Genomic DNA, 22498 nt, shown 5'->3' on the forward strand with positions numbered 1-22498 from the left:
TCACCTAGGTGACTGTTTTTTCAATAAAATTCCTTGCTAATCTTTATGTTAACACTTTCATCATAAGTTGACAGTCCTAGTAAATATAGTATAGGACAAAATCTAGTTATACCCTCAGCTACCATCATAGAGCCGGCTACTATCATTAAAGTTGATTTCTTTACTATACCTGTACCTAATAAAGTAAATCCACCGCTTAATCTAAGGGTTGCATCAATGTCTCCTACATTTTTTTTATCTCTCAAGATTAACACCGCCTTAGTTTATTATAAAAATAGTCTTCCATATAATAAACAATATTATTAATATAAAAAAGAGATGCTAAATTAAGCATCCCTTGAAAAGCTAAGTCCCTCTCTTTTCATTCCCACACTTAAAACCAGACCGATACAAATCATATTTGAGAGAAGAAAAGTACCGCCATTGCTTATAAATGGCAATGGAATACCTGTAACAGGCATTAATCCCATAGTCATACCAATGTTTTCTAAAATGTGGAACATCATCATGGCAGCTATTCCAACAACCATAACAGAGCCATAAATATCCTTTGAATTCTTAGCTATCTTTATTAATCTATACATCATTATAAAGTATAGGATAATCAATGCCAATCCTCCAATTAACCCAAGCTCTTCACCAATAACGGAAAAAATAAAATCAGTATGCTTTTCTGGCAAAAAACCAAATTGAGTATAATTTCCATTATATAATCCCATACCAAAGATTTGCCCAGAGCCTATAGCAATTTTGGATTGAATAACTTGATATCCTGACCCCAGAGCATCACGACTTGGATCTAAGAAATCAAAGATTCTATTTTTCTGGTAAATGTCAAAAGAAAACCATAGGATAGGAAGACTTACAATACCAGCTATGGCTGCATATAATATATATTTCCAATCTATACCTGCTACAAATAGCATAACAAATATAAAGAAAACAAAAACAATAGCTGTTCCGAAATCAGGCTGTAATAATATTAGTCCTACTGGTATAAAAGCAAAAATAAGAACCTTTAAAAGAGTAAAAATCTGATTTATTTTTTCATGATTCTTTTCAATAAATTTTGCAACGGAAATAATTACTCCTATTTTAACAAATTCAGATGGTTGAAAACTAAAAGAACCCAACTTAATCCAGCTCTGAGCACCCTTATCCTCTACCCCTAAAAATAAAACAGCAATAAGTAATAGGTTAGAAAAGACATATATAACCATGTAGAACTTACCAAATGTCTCGTAGCCTATGAAGACTAAAATAGCAATAGCAATTAATCCTAGTACAAATGCAATACCTTGTGTCTTTAAATAACTCATGCTTCCTTCTCCAGCAGTTGCACTAGAAAGTACAATTAGACCATATATGCCTAGAAGTATTACAGTAAAAAAAAGCGTGAAGTCAAATCTTTTCCAAAAGCCTTTTCGTTTGTTTGACATGTATAAATAACCCTCTCTTTTCTATTACTAGACTACTAAGATTATACCATATTCCAAATATAAATCACAATGTAAACTCAGAGTAAATGTTTTTAGGAAGATTTTTTGGCTCATATCTACCAGCAGAGCTAATATACTTATATTCACTACAAATATCTTTTTTGTTTTTCATTATATAGCTTAACACTTCCATAAATATGTCAATTTCTTGGATTGTATTATACATACCAAAGCTTACTCTTACAAGACCTGGTACATCCTCAAGCCTTCCAAACATCATATCCTGCTGAATTTTACGAATTTCTGTAGGAGAGAGATTCAATAATCTATGGATATAGGGGTGGGCACAGAAACATCCATTTCTTACTCCTATACCTCCTTCATAAGATAGTAGTGCTGCTAAAAGTGAATGATGCAAATCTGGTATATTGAAGGATATTACTCCTGCTGTATCTGGAATTAAAGCTTCATTAGTGTTTGAATAGATTTGTATTTCTGATATTTTCTTTATGTTTTCCAAAAAATACTTAGTCAACATTATTTCATGATCCTTGATATTATCCATACCTATTTCGTTTATGATTTTTATCGATTCAGCTAATGCAACTGCACCGACTATATTAGGAGATCCTGCTTCTTCTCTTTCAGGAGGAGCAGCATAATATACATTATTTTGAGAAACGCTTATTATAGTGCCTCCTCCTGTATATTCAGGCTCTCCGTTTTGAAAAGTAGTCTTTGGGCCTACCAGTACTCCAGTGCCAAAGGGCGCATATAATTTGTGACCAGATAATACTACAAAATCTAAGTGCTCATCAGTCCTATTACCTTTCATATTTATAGCACGGTGAGGTGCTAGCTGAGCGGCATCGACTAGTATCTTAGCTCCATATTTATGACTTAGGCGTGCAATATAATGTATGTCATTGATATAACCAGTAACATTAGAACATCCAGTAACAGTCACAAGCTTTATTCTTCCCTTATGAGCATTTAGCTTTTTTTCTAAATCATTCAAATCTAGGCTGCCGTCTTTAAGTAAATTTATAAATAGAGTATTGCATTTATTTCTCCAAGGCAAATCATTTGAATGATGTTCCATGAGAGAACTAATAACTATATCGTTTTTATCTAGCTGCAGTCTATAGGATAGCTTATTTATAGCCTCAGTAGAGTTTTTTACATATATTACAGCATTTTTTTCAAAATCAGCATTTAAAAAATCAGCAACTATTTTTCTGGAATCATCGTATGTACGCGTTGATATTACTGATTTGTATCCTGCACCTCTATGAATACTTGAATACCATTCTAGAAATTCACTTACTTTCTCTAATACAGGAATTAAGGCGGGAGTACTGGCAGCATTGTCAAAGTAAATATAGTTTGTGCTTTTACCATTTCTAAGGATTACTTTTTTATTTATACCTATAATATTTTTTCTAATATTATCTATAGAAAGCTTATTTTTAAAAAGCATAGCCGGTCCTCCTAAATATTTAATAATGGGTTACAATATCAAATTATGTTATTTATTATACTAATGACACAATTAAAATTGATGGCATTGGTTGTAACTGAATAATGAGGGTATAATAATGCTTAGTGTTAGTGTAAGCTCATTATATAAAGAGGAGTGATGATGTGTATATAGGAAGCCATTTATCTATATCTCAAGGCTTTACAAAGGCAGGGGAAATGGCATTAAGTATAAATGCTAATACATTTCAGTTTTTTACCAGAAACCCAAGAGGAGGAAATGCTAAAGAGCTTGATATAGAGGATATTGAAGAATTAAAGAAAATAATGAAGGAAAACAGCTTTGGCCCCCTTTTAGCTCATGCACCTTATACGCTAAATATGGCATCATATAAGGAAGATACATGGGATTTTGCTAAAAGGGCATTTAAGGATGATTTACAAAGACTTGAAATTATTCCATGTTCATTGTATAATTTCCACCCAGGAAGCCATACAGGAAAAGGGGTTGAATATGGCATAGAGAGAATAAAAGCAATACATTTAAACGATAGTATGAAGGAGCTTGGCAGCAAGAAGGACAGACATGCAGGAATAGGAGAAGGAACCATAGGAATAGATGCCCTAATAAATGTCATAAAACATCCTCAGTTAAAACATTTGCCTTTTTTCTTAGAAACTCCACATGAACCTGAAGGACATAAAAGAGAAATAGAAGCTATAAAAAATATACTTAAAAACGGCTAATGATATCAAACCTCCTAAAGGAGGTTTTTTAGAATTTTTTAACCTATTTATGAATAATAATTTACAAAGATTTCTGTATAAGTAAGTGAAAGGCTATAAAAAATCAAAAAATAGCAATAATACTAACTATACAGTGTCTTAGAAATTATTAACATAGATAGGAAGTGTAAAAATGACTAAGGGATTTTTTTATAATATAATTAAAATAAGCAAGATATTTATATTATTATTGTCATTATTTTTATTTATAGAAAGCTATATAATAGGACTTACAGTAGTAAGCGGTGAATCAATGATGAATACTATTAAAGATAATGATAGAATATTAGTAAACAAGATATCGTATTTTTTTGAAAGCCCATTAAGAGGAGATGTAATTATCTTCAGCCCTCCTATTGATGGCAGAGAAAATGAACTCTTTATTAAGAGAGTAATTGCAATATCAGGAGACTATTTTGAAATAAAGGATAATATATTATACTTAAATGATACAGTCATTACTGAGGATTATATAAATATCAATAAATCTTATAAAAAAGAGTTTAAGCTCCTAGAAGGGAAAGTTCCAGAAGGATATGTATATGTACTAGGAGACAATAGAGACAATAGCAATGATAGCAGAGTATTTGGATTTGTGCCAATTAAGAATATTAAAGGAAAGGCAATAACAAAAGTTTGGCCAATAGGTGGGATTAAAAGCTTAGCAGTACACTATGGAGATAATACAAATGAGTGAGGAACAAAAAAATGAACTTAAAACAATATATTATAGACCAATCCAAGAAGGCTGGTATTGACATAATAGGATTTACAAAAGCAGAAAGATTAGAGGATATGGTCAGCGTTTTAAAAGAAAGAAGAGAAAAAGGATATGATACAGAATTTGAAGAAAAGGACATTATTGCAAGAATAGATCCTTCTCTTTTGCTACCAGAAAGTAGGACAATCATAGCCATAGGTATTTCATATAATATTGAATATAAGATATCATCCCCTAAAGGCATAAAGTGGTATGGATTATTATCTAAATCTTCATGGGGAGAGGATTATCATAGAGTTTTAAGAACTAAAATGGAAATACTAGTAAAGAAAATTAGAAATGTTATAGATTTTAAATACACTATTTGTGTAGATACATCGCCATTAATAGATAGAAATATTGCAAAGAAGGCTGGAATAGGCTGGTACGGTAAAAATTGCTCGATAATAAATGACGATTTTGGTTCATTTATATTCTTGGGATATATATTGACAGATTTAGAGTTAGAAGAGGACGAAAAAACCGAAGAGAAGTGTGGTAACTGTAGGCTGTGCATAAAATCCTGTCCTGCTGGAGCAATACAAGAAGGGTATGTTATTAATACTAAAAGATGTATTTCATATTTGACTCAAACCAAGGATAGAATACCCTATGATTTAAGAAAAAAAATGGAGACAAAGCTTTATGGATGTGACACATGTCAGCAGGTTTGCCCTAAGAATAAGGAAATAAGAAAAGGTAATACAGAGGAATTTATTCCTATAATAACCAATGGAATTATTGATATTGAAGAAATCATGACTATTTCAAATAAGAAATTTAAAGAAAATTATGGAGTGATGTCAGGAGCTTGGAGGGGAAAAAATATTTTAAAGAGAAATGCCATAATAGCATTAGCCAATACAGGGGATAAAAGCTGTGTAGGATTACTGAGAGAAGCGCTAAATGATGAAAGTCCAATGATTAGAGAATATGCAGCCTGGGCACTTATTAGAATTGACAAAGAAATTGGGATAAGACTGGTGCAAGAAAGGCTCTTAAAGGAGAAGGCTGCTGAGACATATGATGAAATGAAAAATTTAATTGAAATACAGGAAATATAGTATTTTAAAAATACTTGTTAAAAAAAAGACTTAAATAGAGGAAATTTGATTTTTATGTAGTAATTTTTATATCATGATGTATATACTTTTTTATCGAGAAATACAATTGAAATATCAAAGAGTGTGTATTGCAATTGTATTTAAAAATCCACAAAAAATTAGGGAGGGTATAAAATGAGCAATATTCACGATTTAGTATTTTTAAAAGAAAAAATACAAGAGTTAAAGGATCAAGGTGTTTACAGAAAGCTGCCTGTATTAGAAGGGGCGAATGAAGCAGAAGTTATACTAAATGGTAAGAAAGTAATTAACCTTTCATCCAACAACTATTTAGGATTTGCGAACCATCCTAGATTAAAAAAGGCATCAATAGAAGCTATAGAAAAATATGGAGCAGGAGCAGGAGCAGTTAGAACTATTATAGGTAATATGGCTATTCATGAAGAATTAGAAGAACTGCTTGCAAAATTCAAAAGAGAAGAAGCAGCAATGGTTTATCAGTCAGGCTTCAACTGTAATGCAGGAACTATACAAGCCGTTACAGAAAAAGGCGACATTATTATTTCAGACGAATTAAATCATGCTAGTATTATAGATGGCTCAAGATTAAGTAGAGCCGACAAAGCTATTTATAAGCATGCTGATATGGATAGCTTAGAGCAGGTATTGAAGGAGAACAGAGATAAATATAGAAACATACTTATTATCACAGATGGTGTATTTAGTATGGATGGAGATATAGCGAAGCTTCCAGAAATAGTTGAATTAGCTGAAAAATATGAAGCTATGACTTATGTTGACGATGCTCATGGTTCAGGTGTTTTAGGCGAAAGCGGAAGAGGAACAGTTGACCATTTTGGACTTCATGGTAGAGTTGACTTTACTATTGGAACACTTTCAAAGGCAATAGGCGTAGTTGGAGGATATGTAGCAGGTAGTAAGACTATGCAAGAATGGTTAAACCATAGAGGAAGACCAATACTATTTAGTACTTCTCTAACACCAGCATCAGCAGGAGCTATTATAGAAGCTATTACCATGTTGATGGAAACAACAGAGTATACAGATAGACTTTGGAAAAATGCAAAATACTTTAAACAAAAACTTGGAGCACTAGGATTTAATACTGGACATAGTGAAACACCAATAACACCAGTAATAATAGGTGATGAAGCTAAAACTATGGAATTTAGCAGAAAGCTATTTGAAAATGGTGTCTTTGTATCAGGCATTGTATTCCCAACTGTACCAAAGGGAACAGGAAGACTTAGATGTATGGTTACTGCTGGTCATACAGAAGAGCAACTAGATAGAGCAGTTGCAGCCTTTGAAAAAGTCGGCAAGGAAATGAACATACTTAAGTAGAAGTCAGAATATTCGATTCTGTACTCTAGTACTTATTCAGTAGCTAAATAATAAAAGATGCAGGGCAACCTGTATCTTTTATTATTATGGTTTATCCTTTGAATGTGATTTAACTCATAATAATTGGATATCTATAGACTAAGAAGCTTTGCTGGAAGTAAATCAAAGAATTGGGAGGATTAAGATGAAGTATACAAATATTATTGAAGATATTAGAACTATAAGGGATTTTAAAAAAGAGGAAGTGCCGAATAATTTAATAGATGAAATAATCATAGATGCACAAGATAGTTTATTAGCAGGTAGAAGAGATGATGTATCAATCACATTTATAAAGAATGGACAAAAGCTTTTCAATACTTTATCAGGAAAAGCAGGATATTTTGGAAAGATGATAGAGGCGCCTCATTACATACTGATATCATCGAAAAAATTTGAAGGCTATGTAGAAAATAGTGCATATATAATGGAAAACTTAAGGCTAAAAGCATGGAATATAGGGCTTGGTACTTGCTGGTTAAGCATTGAAGATGAAAAAGAATTATTCACAACTTTAAATATTGATAAAGAATTTATCCCAATATCGTTAATTGCTATTGGCTATCAATACAAGGGCTTTTTTAAGAAGGATACCTCACCTAGGAGCAGCAGGCTTGGAGTAGAGGATATAATATTTGATGGGCAGTGGGGTAAGCAATGTACTACAGAAATGCTGGAGGCAAGAGGTATTGTAAACATTCTTTATTATTCGAGATTGGCACCTTCTTGGGGAAATCTACAACCTTGGAGATTTATATTGGATGATAATAAGATTGTATTAGCTATTGTGGATAAAGATATTCTACAGCACTTAGATGCAGGTATTGTAATGCTATATTTTGAAAAATCAGCACATGAGGAAGGTATACTAGGGAAATGGAGATTAGACATTTCAAATACAGATAAATATAATATACCTGAAGGATATAAGGCTTTAGGATATTTTGAAGTATAAATAAAATAGATAATAAAAAGACATAAAGCCCTATTAACTTTACTACTAAAGTTGTAGGGTTTTTTACTGTATTAGTGATAAAATAGATTATAGTGTATATTTATATTATTATTTTGTATAATCTATTAAGAAGTACTATTTGTCAAACGAGGTGGACAAAATGATAATTGGTGCATGTTCAGTTGAGCTCATGATATATGAATCAAACTCTTTAAAGGATAAAAGACATGTAATAAAAAGCATAATAGGAAAGATACAATCTAGGTTTAATGTTTCAATAGCCGAAGTTGACTTAAACGATACATGGAGAAGCTCACAAATTGGATTTGCCTGTGTCACAAATGATTCTTCACATGCTAACCAAGTCCTATCTAATGTACTTAAATTTATTGAAGGCGATGGCAGGGTGGAAATAGTTGCCCATCAAATAGAAATACTATGACGAGGATGGTAATGTTATGAAAAAAACTTTAAGCAATAATAAGATAAAAGAGGTGCTGGAGATTCTCGAAGCCACTTATCCAGACGCTACCTGTGAGCTTAATCATACAAATCCCTTTGAGCTTTTAATTGCCACTCTTTTATCTGCTCAATCTACAGATAAGCGAGTAAATATAGTTACAGGAGAATTGTTCAAACAGTATAAGGCTCCAGAAGACTTTCTGAAATTAACTGAGGAACAGCTAGCTGAAAAGATACGGAGTATTGGGTTTTACAGGACAAAAAGTAAGAATATCTTAAAGCTTTGTGACATGCTTGTTAATGAATATGGTTCTAATGTTCCCTCCAACAGAGAGGAACTAATGAAGCTGCCTGGAGTAGGGAGAAAAACAGCTAATGTAGTGATAAGCAATGCTTTTGGGCAAAATGCCATAGCTGTAGATACCCATGTGTTTAGAGTGTCAAATAGAATAGGCCTAGCAAATAGTGACAATGTTCATGATACTGAAGAAGATTTAATGAAGAATATAGAGGAAAATCAATGGTCTAGAGCTCATCATCTTATAATATTTCATGGAAGACGCATATGCAAAGCTAGAAAGCCAATGTGCCATGAATGTCCCTTGACAGACTACTGCTTATATTATAAAGAAAATGTGGAGAAATAAGCAGAAATTTGACAAATTAAGAGGAAATAAAATATAAATGGAGAATAGCATAATGGTATTAACAAATTATATTAAAAGGTGGAATACTGGCCTATGGATGTAATTAATATAAATGAAATGATATTTTCTTTAGATATTGGGACAAGGACAGTCATTGGAGTAGTAGGAGAACTACATGATAATAATTTTAAGATTCTAGCAAGCGAGATAATAGAGCATGAAAAAAGGAATATGTATGATGGGCAGATACATGATGTCAACAGTGTTGTCAACATTGTAAAAAAGGTTAAAGAAAAACTTGAGCAAAAACTGAATATTAAACTGGACAAAGTAGCTATTGCTGCTGCAGGAAGAGCACTAAAAACCTATAGAACAAAATTAGAAAGAGAAGTAGATTCCAGTACTGAAATAGATTCAAGATTGGTTGAAAGTCTTGAAATGGAATCAATACAATCTGCGCAGAATTCTCTAGATGAAAAAACTAAAGATGAAGATACTAGATACTATTGCGTAGGTTATACTGTAATAAATTATTATTTAGACGGCAACTTTATGGAAAATTTAGAAGGGCATAGGGGCAATAGAATCGGAGCTGATGTGCTTGCAACCTTTTTACCTTATACGGTAGTGGACAGCCTGTATACAGTTATGGATAGAGTAGGACTTGAGGTAACAAGTCTAACCCTAGAGCCTATTGCTGCTATGAATATTGCAGTAAAGAAGAGCCTGAGGCTTCTAAATATAGCTTTAGTAGATATAGGTGCAGGAACTTCTGACATTGCGATATCCAGAGATGGCACAATTGTAGCATATGCTATGGCTTCAGTAGCTGGTGATGAAATAACGGAAAGTATTGCCAAGACATTTCTTTTAGACTTTGATGCCGCTGAAAAATTAAAAATAGAATTGGCTTCAAAGGAATTACATAAATTTGTGGATATTTTAGGTTTAGAGCATGAAATTGGAACCGATGAGATTTTAGATAGGATAGATAGCACGATTAAAATTATTGCCAAGGAAATTGCAGCTAGGATTTTGGAATTTAATGATAAGGCTCCTAGTGCAATATTTTTAATTGGTGGAGGAAGTCAGTTACCTAGACTTAATGAATATATTGCAGAGAATCTCGGTCTTCAAAAAGAAAGAGTGGTAATAAGAAACACTAGTATTATTGAAAATATTACTAATATTCCAGAACAATTAAATGGGCCTGATGCTATTACTCCAATTGGTATAGGTTTTTATGCATTGGAGAATGCACATAGGGATTTTATAGAAGTAAAGGTTAATGATCAGAAAATAAAATTATTTAACACTAAAACAATAAAAGTTTCAGATGCTTTGACATTTATAGGCTTTAATCCAAGAAAGCTAATACCTAAAAAGGGAGAAGATATAACCTATTACATAAATGGAGAGGAGAAAAAAGCCTTAGGACAATCTGGAGAAGCAGCTAAGATTTATGTAAATGATCAATTAGCTAGCCTTGAGAGAAAGCTCAAAAATGGAGATAGTGTAAGAGTTATTGAGGCAACTCAGGGTACAAAGGCGGAAATCAAATTGTTTGACTGTATTGATATATATAAAAAGATAATAGTGAATAATAAACTACTTAACTTGATTTTAGATGTTAAAGTAAATCAAAAGACTGTATTTGACAACATCAGGATAAATGACAGAGATATAATAGAGGCAAAAGAAATAAGCTATGTTGAAGAACTTTATGGACAGTTAAACATGGACAAGGATGTTCATCTAGCCTATAAAGCTGGAGAACTTCTAAATAATGACTATGTACTAAAAAACAATGATGTCATTGAAATAAAACCACTGGAAGAATCAAAAGAAATAAAATTGAAACAAGAAAACAATAACACCTTGAAATTAATCATAAATGGAGAAGAAACAGAAATACATCACAGCAAGACAAGCTTTATATTTGTCGATATTTTTAACTATATAGAGATAGATTTATCAAAGCCTCAGGGTGAGCTTATTTTAAATGTAAATGGGACTAAGGCTGAATTTACTCAAGAATTAAAGGAGAATGACAGAGTAGAGGTTTATTGGAAAAATTAATCAACGATTATAATTAACATAAGAGAAGGGAGATTGACAATGGAAGTAGAAGCTTTATACAGTAAAAAGGTAAAATGCCCTGCATGTAATAAGGAATTTACTACTAGTAAAATGAGGACAACTAAGATTAGAGTTGATAGGGTGGACGGAGATCTTATGAATCATTACAAAAGTGAGAATCCTATAAAGTACCATGTTTTTGTTTGTCCTAAATGTGGATATGCAGCAATGGAAGGTAATTTCAATAAACTTAGACCTGCCGAAAGAGAAATAATTAAAGAAAGTATTTCGAAAAAATGGAAGGAAAGAGAATATTCTGGATCGAGGACAGACGATGAGGCGATAGAATGCTATATGTTAGCTCTTTATTGTGGAGAACTTATAGGTTTAAAAAAATATGAATTAGGCAATATTGCTTTAAAGATAGCTTGGTTTTTTAGAACAAAAGAGAGCGACGAAGAAATGCGATTCTTGCAGAATGCAGTTGAGCTTTTTGAACAAGCATTTTTTACAGAAGACCTGTCAACTTTATCCACAGACGAAATAACACTTGGATATTTGATTGGTGAACTTCATAGGAGATTGGGAAGAAAAAAAGAAGCAGTGTTATGGTTTGGAAAAACTGTTTCAAATCCTCGAGTAAAAAATAACCCTAGGATAGAAAATCTGGCTAGAGAACAATGGCTTCTAGCAAAGGAGAAAGACGGTGAAGAATGATACAAAAATTTACTGTGAAAGTATGGAGACAAATATAGGAAAATTATGGATTGGGTTTACGAGTAAAGGTCTTGCAAGATTAGAGTTTTCAACAAGGGAGGATAACTTTACTAAAGAACTAAAAAAAAATTATCATAGTATAGTTGAGTATGATGGAGCAGATTCTGATTATAGTAAACAAATAAAATTATACTTAGACAAAAATTTGAAAAGCTTTGATTTACCCTTAGACTTAATTGGTACACCTTTTCAAATGCAGGTTTGGCAAGAACTACTTAAAATACCATATGGAGAAGTAAGATCCTATAAAGATATTGCAGTTGCTGTAGGGAGAGAACAAGGCTTTAGAGCAGTTGGCATGGCTAACAACAGAAATCCAATATCAATAGTAGTCCCTTGCCATAGGGTCATAGGGAGCAGTGGCGAATTAGTAGGTTATGGTGGAGGAATAGAGACTAAAGTAAAACTGTTAAAGCTTGAGGGGCTGAATATAATAGAAAAGGAACACAATGGAAACAGACTATATTTTATTGCTTAATGTATTCTATATCTGCATTCCTTAAGGTTCATAGCTTAAATCAGTAGTCTCGCAACACAAATTTGCTATAATTATTGTAAGTTTTTGTTACACTTAAGAACATATCCCACATATTATATAATAAAATGTTTTAGAGGTGGGATATTGATGTATTATTATACAGAAAATAGAAGTGCAGCTAAATTACCTATAGTACTTATACCAGGTCTTTTTGGTTCCCTTGGTGATGATATATTGCCAGGAACCGGAGACCTTAATTTTGGTATGGCTGAACATGTATATAGGCCTATAATAGAAGATTTAGAAGAACTAGGCTATAAAGAAGGAAAGGATTTATTTATAGCTTTTTATGACTGGAGAAAAGGCTGTGAATATAACACAGAAAAATATTTAATACCCAAAATAGAAGAGGCTAAAAGAGCAACGATGAGAGCTAAGGTAGATTTAATAGGCCATAGTCTAGGAGGAATAGTAGCTAGAACTTATATTCAAGGCTCACTATATAATAAGGATGTAAGAAACCTTATTATGATGGGAACTCCAAACTCTGGTGCAGTAAATGCATACTACTTCTGGAGCGGTGGACAGATGCCTTATGATAAATTAGAAAAGAACGTGATTTATCAATTGCTGAAAATAGGTTTTTTTTGGATATATAGATTTTTACATGGACCAATAAGCGATGTAAATATTTTGAGAAGACTATTTCCAGTAGCTGAAGAGCTGCTTCCTAGTTATGGATATGGAAATTATCTATTTTATGATGATAATGGCGGGATAAAAAAGCCAGTGCCAATTACTCAAATGGAATCAGTAAATAGGCATTTAAATAAAATGAATAAGACTAGTCATTTAATATTTAACCGAGGGGTAATACCATATCATATAATTGGGACTGGATTGGAAACAACTGATATAATCTGTGTAAATAAAAACAATAGAAGCATGGATAAATGGTTTGATGGAAAGCCAATGTACTCTATATCCATGCCTTATGGAGATGGAACTATAACAATAAGCAGTGCAGAAGCAATATATAGCAAGAATTATTATTTGAGTTCAAATCATGGAGATATATTAAAGAAATCAAAGGATATATTAGCTTCAATACTTATGCGTCCGTCATCTCCTCAAAAAGATTATAGAAAGGAAGCAGAACAAAGCTATGTATATAGTATTATACTGAGAAATGTACCTGAAGCAGAAATTCATTATGCCAATACAGAAAAAGTTTTAAATATAGCAGAAAACACAACTACAAGAGATTATATTACTAGAAAAATGGGAGATAATCTACATTGGATAGTACTCAGCTCAAAGGAAAAGGAAAAAATCAAACTCAATTTTAATCCAAAGAAGGAACAAGACTATGAAATGCTAGTATTTTTTGCAGAAAGGAATGGAGAAATTGAAATGATAAGAAAAAGCTTTAAAAGTAGGAACACAACTATAAGTCTTTTTGGAGCAAACTGTTTGTAAATATGACATATTAGCATATATTGTCTTGAATTAACACATTTGATTTGCTATCATTAGGTTATAAAATAATAATATATTACTTTTATACATGAGAGGAGAAAGGCAATGAACAGCATGACTAAAAAAATTACAACTGTTGCATTAGTATTAATATTGGTTCTAACATTAATAACTGGATGTGTAACACAGGGAGAAGAACCTAAAAACGAAGAAAATCCTATAACATCAGGAGAAAGCAATGATATCTATCCAATGGAAGTGGAGGATCAATTCGGGAACAAAGTAACAATAGAAAAACAACCTACAAGAATAGTTTCCCTTGCGCCAAGTCATACAGAAATTCTTTTTGCATTAGGGCTTAAAAATGAAATAGTAGGGGTGTCTACTTACTGTAATTATCCAGAGGAAGCTACTGAGAAAGAAAAAGTAGGGGATGCTTTTAATGTAAATATAGAAAAAATATTAGAGCTGAATCCAGACTTAGTGATTCAATATGGTTCCGGCAAGGAAGACGTGAATAAAAAATTGAAGGATGCTGGCATAGTTGTACTTAGCTATGAGCCTGAATCTGTAGATCAGGTTATTAGTCTTATAGAAGAAATAGGAAGAATTACAAACAGTATGGTACAAGCGAAGGCCGTAACTACAGATATGATGAGCAAGAGAGATTATATAGTCAATAAGGTAAGTAGTGTAGAAAAAAAAGCAAAGGTATTTTTTGAAGTTTGGAATGAACCATTACAAACGGCAGGTCCAGGTTCATTTATAGACGAATTAATAAGACTAGCTGGTGGAGAAAATATTGCCGGTGATGCAGAAGGAGCTTATGCTCAATTTGATTTAGAACAGCTTATAGAAAGAGATCCTGATGTTTATTTGATGTCTAAGGATCTTGAGACTAAGACTATTGAATCAGTAAAGGCAAGACCAGGATATAGTGAGTTAAGTGCGATAAAAAATGACAGAATATATATTTTAGACCCATTGATATCAATACCAGGACCAAGAATAGTTGAAGGATTTGAAATCGTAGCAAAAAGTATATATCCTGAGCTTTTTGAGTAAAAATAGAGTAGGGATAATATGAACGAAAAAAAAGTGAACAAAAAAAGGTGGAGCTTCATTATTGTGGTTTGCGTAATTACTTTGATTCTCAGTATTATAGTGTTTTCAACCGTAGGCTCAGCTAATATCAAAACCACAGACACCTTTAGAATTGTTCTTTCTAAAATACCTTTAATAGGAAAGCAAATTGATATTTCAGACATGCCAAAATCTTACCAGACTATTATACTCAATGTAAGAATACCTAGAGTTTTAATTGGGGTTATTGTAGGAGCAGCTTTGGCTGGTGTCGGAGCCGTATTTCAAGGCATGTTTAAAAACCCTATGGCAGATCCATATGTCATTGGTATTTCTTCTGGAGCTGCATTAGGAGCGGGATTAGTGATTATTTCAGGAATAACTTGGACAGCCCTTGGAATGTCATCTATTTCAATTGGAGCATTTATTGGAGCTATTTCTTCTACTTTTTTAGTCTATTGGATTTCAAAGGTAAAAAATAAGGTTCCAGTCACTATTTTACTGCTGTCAGGAGTTGCTGTTGGTCAGTTCCTGACAGCTATATTATCATTTCTAATGGTAATATATACAAAAGATATGAGTAAAATAATATATTGGACATTAGGCAGCTTTTCGGGGAAAGGCTGGGAGCATCTGGCTTCTGTATCTATTCCCATGATATTGTCGATGATTATTATTAACTTTTTTTCAAGGGAATTAAATATTATGCTCTTAGGAGAAGAGTCTGCACAAAATTTAGGCATTAACGTAGAGAAAACAAAGATAATTATACTCATAATTTGTTCTTTTATTATATCAATTGCAGTGTCAGTTAGCGGAATAATCGGTTTTGTAGGTCTTATTATCCCGCATATAGTGAGGTTAATAGTAGGACCTGACCATAGAATCCTTATACCTACATCTATGCTGGTAGGTGGAATATTTATGATATTTGCAGATACATTAGCTAGAACCATTATATCGCCAACTGAGATACCCGTTGGGATAATAACAGCTCTCTTTGGGGGCCCATTTTTTATATATCTCTTAAGAAAATCTAAGAAAAGCATATAGCTGTATACTATAAAATCTATAAAATCAACATACAAGATGAAAGAAATGCTATTCAGAATGAGAATAAATAGTTGCATAATACACAATAATAGATTCTAAGGAATAATTCCTGGAGTCTTTTTTGTGTAGATATGAAATTATTGGAGGGATAAAAATTCCAAGTCTAGAGATTGCTGAAATATTTAATAAGAATACAAAAGAAATTTTTAAGCAATTTGTTGATATAGATTTAGATGAGAAGATTTATAAAACATCAGATACCAAGCTTTATGATGGGGTATCTGTGATAGTAAGTTTTTCAGGCATAATTTCAGGGCAAATAGTAATTAGCATTTCAGGTGAACTCTCAAAAGTTATCTACCATAGGTACATGAAAGGCATTTTAGCTATAGAAATTGATAAAGATGTTAAAGAGGCTGTTTTTAAATTATCAAAGCTTATAATAGGAAATTCATGTGCTAGCTTCTATGGGAATGGAGTTTCTATGGAGATATGTAGCTATTGTATAGTTGAAGGCTGTGATATTAAATATACATCAATTGATAAAAATGTCACAATAATTGACTATGAAACCTCATTAATGGATATGAACATAATGCTTATATTGGATATTGATGGGAAAGCAGAAAATTAGTGATTTTAACAATTGACTTTATAAAAAAAGATTAGTAAAATCAATTAGGTTGGTATAAATAACATTTTAATTATGAACGTTGAAGTAGGGGGTTAAATAATGCCACTAAATGTCGTGTTAGTAGAACCAGAAATTCCGCAGAACACAGGTAATATTGCTAGAACTTGTGCAGCAACTGGTGCCTCACTACATCTTGTAAAGCCTTTAGGATTTGCTATAGATGATAAGCATGTAAAAAGAGCTGGACTTGATTATTGGAGCTTGCTAGATTTACATGTGTATGAGAACCTAGATGAATTCTTTCAGAAAAACGATGTAAGTAAATTTTATTTTGCAACAACGAAAGGACGTCAGAGCTATACGGATTTCAAATTTGAAGAAGGAGCTTTTTTATTATTTGGAAAGGAAACAGCAGGGCTGCCAAAGGAGATTCTCTCCAAGTATCAGGAGAGGACTATGAGAATACCTATGGTTGAAGATGAAAGAGCTAGATCTTTAAATCTTTCAAATTCTGTTGCCATAATAGTGTATGAGGTGCTAAGACAGCTTAAATTTTCCAACCTGATATAATTTATGAAATAATTCTTTAGCATTATGAAAGAATATTTTAAAAAACAGGAGGTTTATTATGCAAATTGCTTTTGGTGTATTAGGAGGACTAGGATTATTCTTATATGGAATGAATCTTATGGGGACAGGCCTTCAGAAAGCTGCTGGAGAGAAGCTAAAAAAACTTATAGAGGTATTAACCAGCAATAGATTAATGGGAGTAATTGTAGGTACAGCTGTAACCATGGTTATCCAAAGCAGTAGTGCTACAACTGTAATGGTTATAGGGTTCGTAAATGCTGGCTTAATGACATTAAATCAAGCAGTTGGTGTAATAATGGGTGCTAACGTAGGAACTACAGTAACAGCACAGCTTATAGCTTTTAAATTAAGCGATTATGCACCTGTTGTAGTAGCTATAGGTGTTGCAATTTGGCTATTTTCTTCTAAGAAAAAAAATAAGGAGATAGCTGAGATACTTATTGGATTTGGTATTCTTTTTATAGGAATGGACTTCATGTCTAGCCATTTGAAACCATTAGGAAATTCACAAGTTTTTAAAGATTTGATAACTAGTCTTAAAAATCCAGTTTTAGGAATTATAGTAGGCTTTGGATTGACCACTCTAGTACAAAGCAGTAGTGCTTCTATCGGATTGTTGCTTGCTCTTGCTAGTCAGGGTCTTATAACTATAGATATAGCATTACCCATTCTTTTTGGTGATAACATAGGAACTACGACAACTGCACTTATTTCAAGTATTGGAGCTAATAAAACAGCTAAAAGAGCAGCACTTATGCATTTTCTTTTTAACGTAGTAGGAACTATAATTTTTATGGTTATATTAAGAAAGCCTGTAGAAGCTATAGTAATAAAATTTTCACCAAATGATATACAAAGACAAATTGCAAATTCTCATACACTATTTAATTTACTAAATGTAGCAATTCAATTCCCTTTTGCAGGACTATTAGTTCTAGCTGCTAAAAAGCTAATTAAAGGGGATGAAGAGGAAGTAATTAATGGCTTAAAATATTTAGATACAAGAATTATTGAAACTCCTTCTATAGCTGTAGGTCAAGCAAGTAAGGAAGTACTAAGAATGGGAAAAATAGTGAGAGATAATCTGAGGACTGCCATTGAAGCATTCTATTCAAAGGATGAGAAATTAGTTCAGAAGGTTTTTGAGGAAGAAAAAAGGATAAATGAAATTGAAAGAGATATAACAAAATACCTAATCCAGCTTTCCAATGCACCTCTTACAGATGAGCAGCATTCAACTGTAACTACACTATTCCATGCGATTAACGACATTGAGCGTGTGGGAGATCATGCAGATAATATAGCGGAATTATGTCAAAATAGAATAGATAACAAGCTTTGGTTTACAGACACAGCTCTTGATGAGCTGCATATAATGTTTGATAAGGTGGAGGATGTATTTAGTAAATCTCTATTAGCATTTAAAACTGCCGATCCAAGGATTTCAGAGGAAGTAATCAATCTTGAAGCAGAGGTTGATATAATGGAAAAGCATTATAGAGAAAGTCATATTGAAAGATTAAATACACAATCATGTGAGCCTAGCTCAGGAATCGTCTTTCTTGATTTAATAAGTAATCTTGAAAGAATATCAGATCATTCGTCAAATATTGCAATGTATATTTTAGATGCTCTTAAATAATATGAAAAGCGCAGGTATATGTGCTTTTCTACGGAAATATGGCAAATGTTAAAGATATTTAAGAAATTTTCTTACAAAAACATGAAAAAAGGTATTGTGCACAAATTGTTTATATATTATAATAATTTTAAATACAAACATTGATTTTTATTTAACAATTCTATAATTGAAATAAAACTGGATGAAGGATGCGGAAGAGACCAATATATATTGGCGCCGAAGGAGTAAGTCATAAGTTTGCCATTTATGGAGAAGCTCTCAGGCAAAAGGACCGTATTTGGACAGTTCTCTGGAAAGCCTATGGCACCGAAGGGGCAATTCTTTGAAAAAAGAAGAATCTCTCAGGTTTAGAACAGAGTAGAGGGGCACATAATAATGTTACTTCTATTCTGTTTTTTTGTTCAAAATTTTAAAGGATTGTAAGGGGTGAAACCAGTGGGCAAAATAATAGTTACAAACAATCCATTGATAGGAGAAAGATTTGCAGCCTTATATGAAATAGAATTTTATGATAAAGATTACATAGGTATTTTGGAAACCGTGAGAGACAAAATCCATCTAGGACACGAGCTTTTATCCCATCCTTTAGCAGGCAGTATCAAGCCTAATGAAACTCCATATAGGACTGTTATTATTTCAAAAGATAAAAAACAGTTAGATATGAATTCTTTAACTCTTATAGAAAGTGCTATAGTAACTACTAGGAAATTTATTAGCAATAGACCAACGCCAGATTGGAATAATGTTGCACTTTTTGACTTTCAAACCGTAGACTTATCCCTAATTGAAAATGTACTTAATAACGTGATTTAGCCCTGTATAAAACTTGGCAGATTTGGGTAAATTTTAGTTGGTAATAGGCTTTTTGCAAGCAATGAAGTCACATGTCTATACCTTATAAATGTTAACCATAAAACTTAATGGGTATAATTATTACAAAATAAAGGAGTGAGGCACATGACAAACTTATACGATACAATAATAATTGGATCAGGTCCTGCAGGTTTAGCAGCAGGATTATATGCAGCAAGAGCAAAAATGAAGACTCTAATATTAGAAAGAGAAAAAGCAGGTGGACAAATAGTTACTACTGAAGAAGTGGCTAACTATCCAGGCTCAGTTGAAAACGCTTCTGGACCATCTTTAATTGCAAGAATGGTTGAGCAAGCAGATGAATTTGGAGCAGAAAGAGTACTAGACGAAGTAAAAGAAGTTAAATTACAAGACAAGATAAAAGTGATTAAAGGTGCTAAGGGTGAATACCATGCAAAGTCTATAATAATTGCAACAGGTGCTAAACCAAGACCAATGGGCTGTCCAGGAGAAAAAGAGCTTACAGGAAAAGGTGTTTCATACTGTGCAACTTGCGATGCTGATTTCTTTACTGATTTAGAAGTATATGTAATTGGTGGAGGAGACTCGGCAGTTGAAGAAGCAATGTATTTAACTAAATTTGCCAGAAAGGTTACTATAGTTCATAGAAGAGATGAGCTAAGGGCAGCAAAATCAATTCAAGAAAAAGCTTTTAAAAATGATAAAATAAACTTTATTTGGAATTCAGTAGTTAAGGAAGTAAAAGGTGAAGGTATATTGGAGTCAATGGTACTTGAAAACAGAGTAACTGGTGAAATAACAGAAATAGTTGCAGATGAGGATGACGGTACATTCGGAGTATTTGTTTTCGTAGGATATGACCCAGTAACATCACTATTTAATGGAATGGTAGAAATGGAAAATGGCTATATAATAACTGATGATAATATGAAAACTAATATACCAGGAGTATTTGCAGCAGGTGATTGTAGAGTAAAATCTTTAAGACAAGTAGTTACTGCAACTGCAGATGGTGCAATAGCTGCTACACAAGCTGAGAGGTACATTGAAAGCGTTTTCGAGGAATAAAACAATTTTTTTAAATAAAAAAACAAAAATTATAGGAGGGATATCCATGTTAGCAGTTGATAAGGATACTTTTGAACTAGAGGTACTTAAAGCAGAGGGACATGTATTAGTGGATTTTTGGAGTGAGGGTTGTGAACCATGTAAAGCATTAATGCCACATGTTCATGAACTGGCAGAAAAATATGATGGAAAAATGAAATTTACTAGCTTAGACACGGGTAAGGCTAGAAGACTTGCAATTTCACAAAAAATATTAGGTTTACCAGTTATAGCAATTTACAAAGATGGACAAAAAATTGATGAATTAGTAAAAGACGATGCTACACCAGCAAATATAGAGTCCATGATTCAAAAATATATTTAATATATTTATCTAAAATTTGCTTAGGTAACCGACCTATAGAATAGGTTATAAAACCTATCCTATAGGGTTACAATAAATACATGGCATAAGTGAAATATTAAGAGGAGGTGAACTCTATGCGCCTAGAAATAGGTAACATTATCATTAAGGATGTACAGTTTGGAGACAAAACAAAAGTAGAAAATGGGATTTTATTTGTCAACAAAGAAGAGCTTATTGCAGCAATAAGCGATGACGAAAACATCAAAAGTGTAGAGGTAGAGTTGGCAAGACCAGGTGAAAGCGTCAGAATTACACCAGTTAAGGATGTAATAGAGCCAAGAGTTAAGGCTGAAGGTCCTGGTGGAATATTCCCTGGAGTACTTTCAAAGGTTGAGACTGTAGGTACAGGAAGAACTCATGTACTAAAGGGTGCAGCAGTTGTTACAACAGGTAAGGTAGTTGCGTTCCAAGAAGGTATCATAGACATGACTGGACCAGGAGCAGACTATACGCCATTTTCAAAAACAAACAACGTTGTTTTAGTGATTCAACCTAAAGATGGCTTAAAGCAGCATGACCATGAAAGAACCGTTAGATTTGCAGGCTTAAAAGCAGCAGCATATCTTGGAGAAGCTGGTAAGGATGTAAACCCAGACGAGGTCAAGGTATTTGAAACATTACCTTTACTACAGGGAATTCAAAAATATCCAGAGCTTCCAAAGGTAGCATATGTATTAATGCTTCAAAGTCAGGGCTTAATGCATGATACTTATGTTTATGGTGTCGATGCTAAGCAAACTATTTCAACATTAATTTACCCAACAGAATTATTAGATGGTGCTATCATAAGTGGTAACTGTGTTTCTGCTTGTGACAAGAATACAACTTACCATCATTTAAATAATCCTGTTGTACATGATTTGTTTGAAAAGCATGGCAAAGAATTAAACTTTGTTGGAGTAATTATCACAAATGAAAATGTCTATCTAGCAGATAAAGAAAGATCATCAAACTGGTCTGCTAAATTAGCAGAATATTTAGGAGTAGACGGTGTTGTTATATCACAAGAAGGCTTTGGTAACCCTGATACTGACCTAATAATGAACTGTAAGAAAATTGAAAGAAAAGGTATAAAAACTGTTATAGTAACTGATGAATATGCAGGTAGAGATGGTGCATCTCAATCATTAGCAGATGCCGATTCACTAGCAGATGCAGTTGTAACAGGTGGAAATGCCAATGAAGTAATAGAATTACCGGCATTAAATAAAGTAATTGGATATCTTGAACCAGTAAATATAATTGCTGGTGGATTTGATGGAAGCTTAAAGGATGATGGTTCAATAGTAGTAGAGCTTCAAGCGATTACAGGTGCAACAAACGAACTTGGCTTCAATAAGCTAACAGCAAGAGGATTCTAATAATTGAAAACATATAT

Annotated in this window: 23 protein-coding genes and 2 riboswitches; of the genes, 20 read left to right on the forward strand and 3 right to left on the reverse strand. The window is 32.8% G+C overall.

Annotation, left to right across the window (positions count from 1 at the left end):
- Positions 1-20 precede the first annotated feature (20 nt).
- From QO263_RS09245 to QO263_RS09255, 3 genes are all read right to left on the reverse strand, one after another.
- Positions 21-245 carry a YgaP family membrane protein gene (locus QO263_RS09245; protein WP_285629126.1) on the reverse strand — a complete coding sequence of 75 codons (225 nt, stop codon included), beginning with the start codon at positions 243-245 and terminating at the stop codon, positions 21-23.
- Positions 246-326: 81 nt separating this feature from the next.
- The gene (gene rodA, locus QO263_RS09250; protein ID WP_285629128.1) at positions 327-1439 is read right to left on the reverse strand and encodes a rod shape-determining protein RodA; all 1113 of its coding nucleotides are present in this window, start codon (positions 1437-1439) and stop codon (positions 327-329) included.
- 64 nt (positions 1440-1503) lie between these two features.
- A complete protein-coding gene (locus QO263_RS09255; protein ID WP_285629130.1) occupies positions 1504-2919 on the reverse strand; it encodes an aminotransferase class V-fold PLP-dependent enzyme in 1416 nt (471 codons plus the stop codon).
- A 218-nt stretch (positions 2920-3137) separates the two neighbouring features.
- Here QO263_RS09255 and QO263_RS09260 point away from each other — a divergent pair, with 218 nt between their 5' ends.
- The 20 genes from QO263_RS09260 to QO263_RS09355 all read left to right on the forward strand — a co-directional run bounded on the left by QO263_RS09260 (position 3138) and on the right by QO263_RS09355 (position 22481).
- On the forward strand, positions 3138-3665 hold the full coding sequence (locus QO263_RS09260; protein WP_285629264.1) for a TIM barrel protein: 528 nt from the start codon (positions 3138-3140) through the stop codon (positions 3663-3665).
- A gap of 172 nt (positions 3666-3837) precedes the next feature.
- On the forward strand, positions 3838-4401 hold the full coding sequence (gene lepB, locus QO263_RS09265) for a signal peptidase I (RefSeq protein ID WP_285629131.1): 564 nt from the start codon (positions 3838-3840) through the stop codon (positions 4399-4401).
- Between the two features lie 11 nt (positions 4402-4412).
- Positions 4413-5528, forward strand: a complete 1116-nt coding sequence (queG, locus tag QO263_RS09270) for a tRNA epoxyqueuosine(34) reductase QueG (RefSeq protein ID WP_285629133.1) — start codon at positions 4413-4415, stop codon at positions 5526-5528.
- 174 nt (positions 5529-5702) lie between these two features.
- Positions 5703-6893 carry a glycine C-acetyltransferase gene (locus tag QO263_RS09275; protein ID WP_285629135.1) on the forward strand — a complete coding sequence of 397 codons (1191 nt, stop codon included), beginning with the start codon at positions 5703-5705 and terminating at the stop codon, positions 6891-6893.
- Between the two features lie 184 nt (positions 6894-7077).
- On the forward strand, positions 7078-7887 hold the full coding sequence (locus QO263_RS09280; RefSeq protein ID WP_285629137.1) for a nitroreductase family protein: 810 nt from the start codon (positions 7078-7080) through the stop codon (positions 7885-7887).
- 160 nt (positions 7888-8047) lie between these two features.
- Positions 8048-8329: a DUF503 domain-containing protein gene (locus tag QO263_RS09285; RefSeq protein WP_285629139.1), complete on the forward strand. Its 282-nt coding sequence runs from the start codon at positions 8048-8050 to the stop codon at positions 8327-8329.
- A 16-nt stretch (positions 8330-8345) separates the two neighbouring features.
- Positions 8346-8996 carry an endonuclease III gene (gene nth, locus QO263_RS09290; protein WP_285629140.1) on the forward strand — a complete coding sequence of 217 codons (651 nt, stop codon included), beginning with the start codon at positions 8346-8348 and terminating at the stop codon, positions 8994-8996.
- A 93-nt stretch (positions 8997-9089) separates the two neighbouring features.
- On the forward strand, positions 9090-11075 hold the full coding sequence (locus QO263_RS09295; RefSeq protein ID WP_285629141.1) for a cell division protein FtsA: 1986 nt from the start codon (positions 9090-9092) through the stop codon (positions 11073-11075).
- Between the two features lie 39 nt (positions 11076-11114).
- Positions 11115-11792: a DUF2225 domain-containing protein gene (locus tag QO263_RS09300; protein ID WP_285629142.1), complete on the forward strand. Its 678-nt coding sequence runs from the start codon at positions 11115-11117 to the stop codon at positions 11790-11792.
- On the forward strand, positions 11782-12330 hold the full coding sequence (locus QO263_RS09305) for a methylated-DNA--[protein]-cysteine S-methyltransferase (protein WP_285629145.1): 549 nt from the start codon (positions 11782-11784) through the stop codon (positions 12328-12330). The genes QO263_RS09300 and QO263_RS09305 overlap by 11 nt, the downstream gene beginning before the upstream one ends.
- 147 nt (positions 12331-12477) lie before the next feature.
- The gene (locus QO263_RS09310) at positions 12478-13809 is read left to right on the forward strand and encodes a lipase family alpha/beta hydrolase (RefSeq protein WP_285629147.1); all 1332 of its coding nucleotides are present in this window, start codon (positions 12478-12480) and stop codon (positions 13807-13809) included.
- A gap of 105 nt (positions 13810-13914) precedes the next feature.
- Positions 13915-14874 carry an ABC transporter substrate-binding protein gene (locus tag QO263_RS09315; protein ID WP_285629149.1) on the forward strand — a complete coding sequence of 320 codons (960 nt, stop codon included), beginning with the start codon at positions 13915-13917 and terminating at the stop codon, positions 14872-14874.
- Between the two features lie 18 nt (positions 14875-14892).
- Positions 14893-15945: a FecCD family ABC transporter permease gene (locus QO263_RS09320; protein WP_285629151.1), complete on the forward strand. Its 1053-nt coding sequence runs from the start codon at positions 14893-14895 to the stop codon at positions 15943-15945.
- A 121-nt stretch (positions 15946-16066) separates the two neighbouring features.
- A complete protein-coding gene (locus QO263_RS09325) occupies positions 16067-16579 on the forward strand; it encodes a chemotaxis protein CheX (RefSeq protein ID WP_285629153.1) in 513 nt (170 codons plus the stop codon).
- A gap of 99 nt (positions 16580-16678) precedes the next feature.
- Positions 16679-17149 (forward strand): tRNA (uridine(34)/cytosine(34)/5-carboxymethylaminomethyluridine(34)-2'-O)-methyltransferase TrmL, encoded by a 471-nt coding sequence (trmL, locus tag QO263_RS09330; RefSeq protein WP_285629155.1) that lies wholly within the window; start codon positions 16679-16681, stop codon positions 17147-17149.
- Between the two features lie 58 nt (positions 17150-17207).
- Entirely contained in the window at positions 17208-18812 is a 1605-nt protein-coding gene (locus QO263_RS09335) for a Na/Pi cotransporter family protein (protein WP_285620377.1), read from the forward strand.
- A gap of 181 nt (positions 18813-18993) precedes the next feature.
- A riboswitch (glycine riboswitch) is annotated at positions 18994-19096 on the forward strand.
- 1 nt (position 19097) lies between these two features.
- A riboswitch (glycine riboswitch) is annotated at positions 19098-19172 on the forward strand.
- A 75-nt stretch (positions 19173-19247) separates the two neighbouring features.
- A complete protein-coding gene (locus QO263_RS09340; RefSeq protein WP_285620381.1) occupies positions 19248-19625 on the forward strand; it encodes a GrdX family protein in 378 nt (125 codons plus the stop codon).
- A 144-nt stretch (positions 19626-19769) separates the two neighbouring features.
- The gene (trxB, locus tag QO263_RS09345; RefSeq protein WP_285620384.1) at positions 19770-20714 is read left to right on the forward strand and encodes a thioredoxin-disulfide reductase; all 945 of its coding nucleotides are present in this window, start codon (positions 19770-19772) and stop codon (positions 20712-20714) included.
- 46 nt (positions 20715-20760) lie between these two features.
- A complete protein-coding gene (gene trxA, locus QO263_RS09350) occupies positions 20761-21078 on the forward strand; it encodes a thioredoxin TrxA (RefSeq protein WP_285620387.1) in 318 nt (105 codons plus the stop codon).
- Positions 21079-21194: 116 nt separating this feature from the next.
- Positions 21195-22481 (forward strand): glycine/sarcosine/betaine reductase component B subunit, encoded by a 1287-nt coding sequence (locus QO263_RS09355; protein ID WP_285620390.1) that lies wholly within the window; start codon positions 21195-21197, stop codon positions 22479-22481.
- Positions 22482-22498 lie beyond the last annotated feature (17 nt).

It is taken from the genome of Proteiniborus sp. MB09-C3 (genome assembly GCF_030263895.1).
Taxonomy (GTDB): Bacteria; Bacillota; Clostridia; order Tissierellales; family Proteiniboraceae; genus Proteiniborus.

Bases quoted from the DNA above. Each gene is read 5' to 3' on its own strand.
- rodA (WP_285629128.1), bottom strand. From the start codon at position 1,439: ATGTCAAACAAACGAAAAGGCTTTTGGAAAAGATTTGACTTCACGCTT.
- QO263_RS09255 (WP_285629130.1), bottom strand. From the start codon at position 2,919: ATGCTTTTTAAAAATAAGCTTTCTATAGATAATATTAGAAAAAATATT.
- QO263_RS09260 (WP_285629264.1), top strand. From the start codon at position 3,138: ATGGCATTAAGTATAAATGCTAATACATTTCAGTTTTTTACCAGAAAC.
- lepB (WP_285629131.1), top strand. From the start codon at position 3,838: ATGACTAAGGGATTTTTTTATAATATAATTAAAATAAGCAAGATATTT.
- queG (WP_285629133.1), top strand. From the start codon at position 4,413: ATGAACTTAAAACAATATATTATAGACCAATCCAAGAAGGCTGGTATT.
- QO263_RS09275 (WP_285629135.1), top strand. From the start codon at position 5,703: ATGAGCAATATTCACGATTTAGTATTTTTAAAAGAAAAAATACAAGAG.
- QO263_RS09280 (WP_285629137.1), top strand. From the start codon at position 7,078: ATGAAGTATACAAATATTATTGAAGATATTAGAACTATAAGGGATTTT.
- QO263_RS09285 (WP_285629139.1), top strand. From the start codon at position 8,048: ATGATAATTGGTGCATGTTCAGTTGAGCTCATGATATATGAATCAAAC.
- nth (WP_285629140.1), top strand. From the start codon at position 8,346: ATGAAAAAAACTTTAAGCAATAATAAGATAAAAGAGGTGCTGGAGATT.
- QO263_RS09295 (WP_285629141.1), top strand. From the start codon at position 9,090: ATGGATGTAATTAATATAAATGAAATGATATTTTCTTTAGATATTGGG.
- QO263_RS09300 (WP_285629142.1), top strand. From the start codon at position 11,115: ATGGAAGTAGAAGCTTTATACAGTAAAAAGGTAAAATGCCCTGCATGT.
- QO263_RS09310 (WP_285629147.1), top strand. From the start codon at position 12,478: ATGTATTATTATACAGAAAATAGAAGTGCAGCTAAATTACCTATAGTA.
- QO263_RS09315 (WP_285629149.1), top strand. From the start codon at position 13,915: ATGAACAGCATGACTAAAAAAATTACAACTGTTGCATTAGTATTAATA.
- QO263_RS09320 (WP_285629151.1), top strand. From the start codon at position 14,893: ATGAACGAAAAAAAAGTGAACAAAAAAAGGTGGAGCTTCATTATTGTG.
- trmL (WP_285629155.1), top strand. From the start codon at position 16,679: ATGCCACTAAATGTCGTGTTAGTAGAACCAGAAATTCCGCAGAACACA.
- QO263_RS09335 (WP_285620377.1), top strand. From the start codon at position 17,208: ATGCAAATTGCTTTTGGTGTATTAGGAGGACTAGGATTATTCTTATAT.
- trxB (WP_285620384.1), top strand. From the start codon at position 19,770: ATGACAAACTTATACGATACAATAATAATTGGATCAGGTCCTGCAGGT.
- trxA (WP_285620387.1), top strand. From the start codon at position 20,761: ATGTTAGCAGTTGATAAGGATACTTTTGAACTAGAGGTACTTAAAGCA.
- QO263_RS09355 (WP_285620390.1), top strand. From the start codon at position 21,195: ATGCGCCTAGAAATAGGTAACATTATCATTAAGGATGTACAGTTTGGA.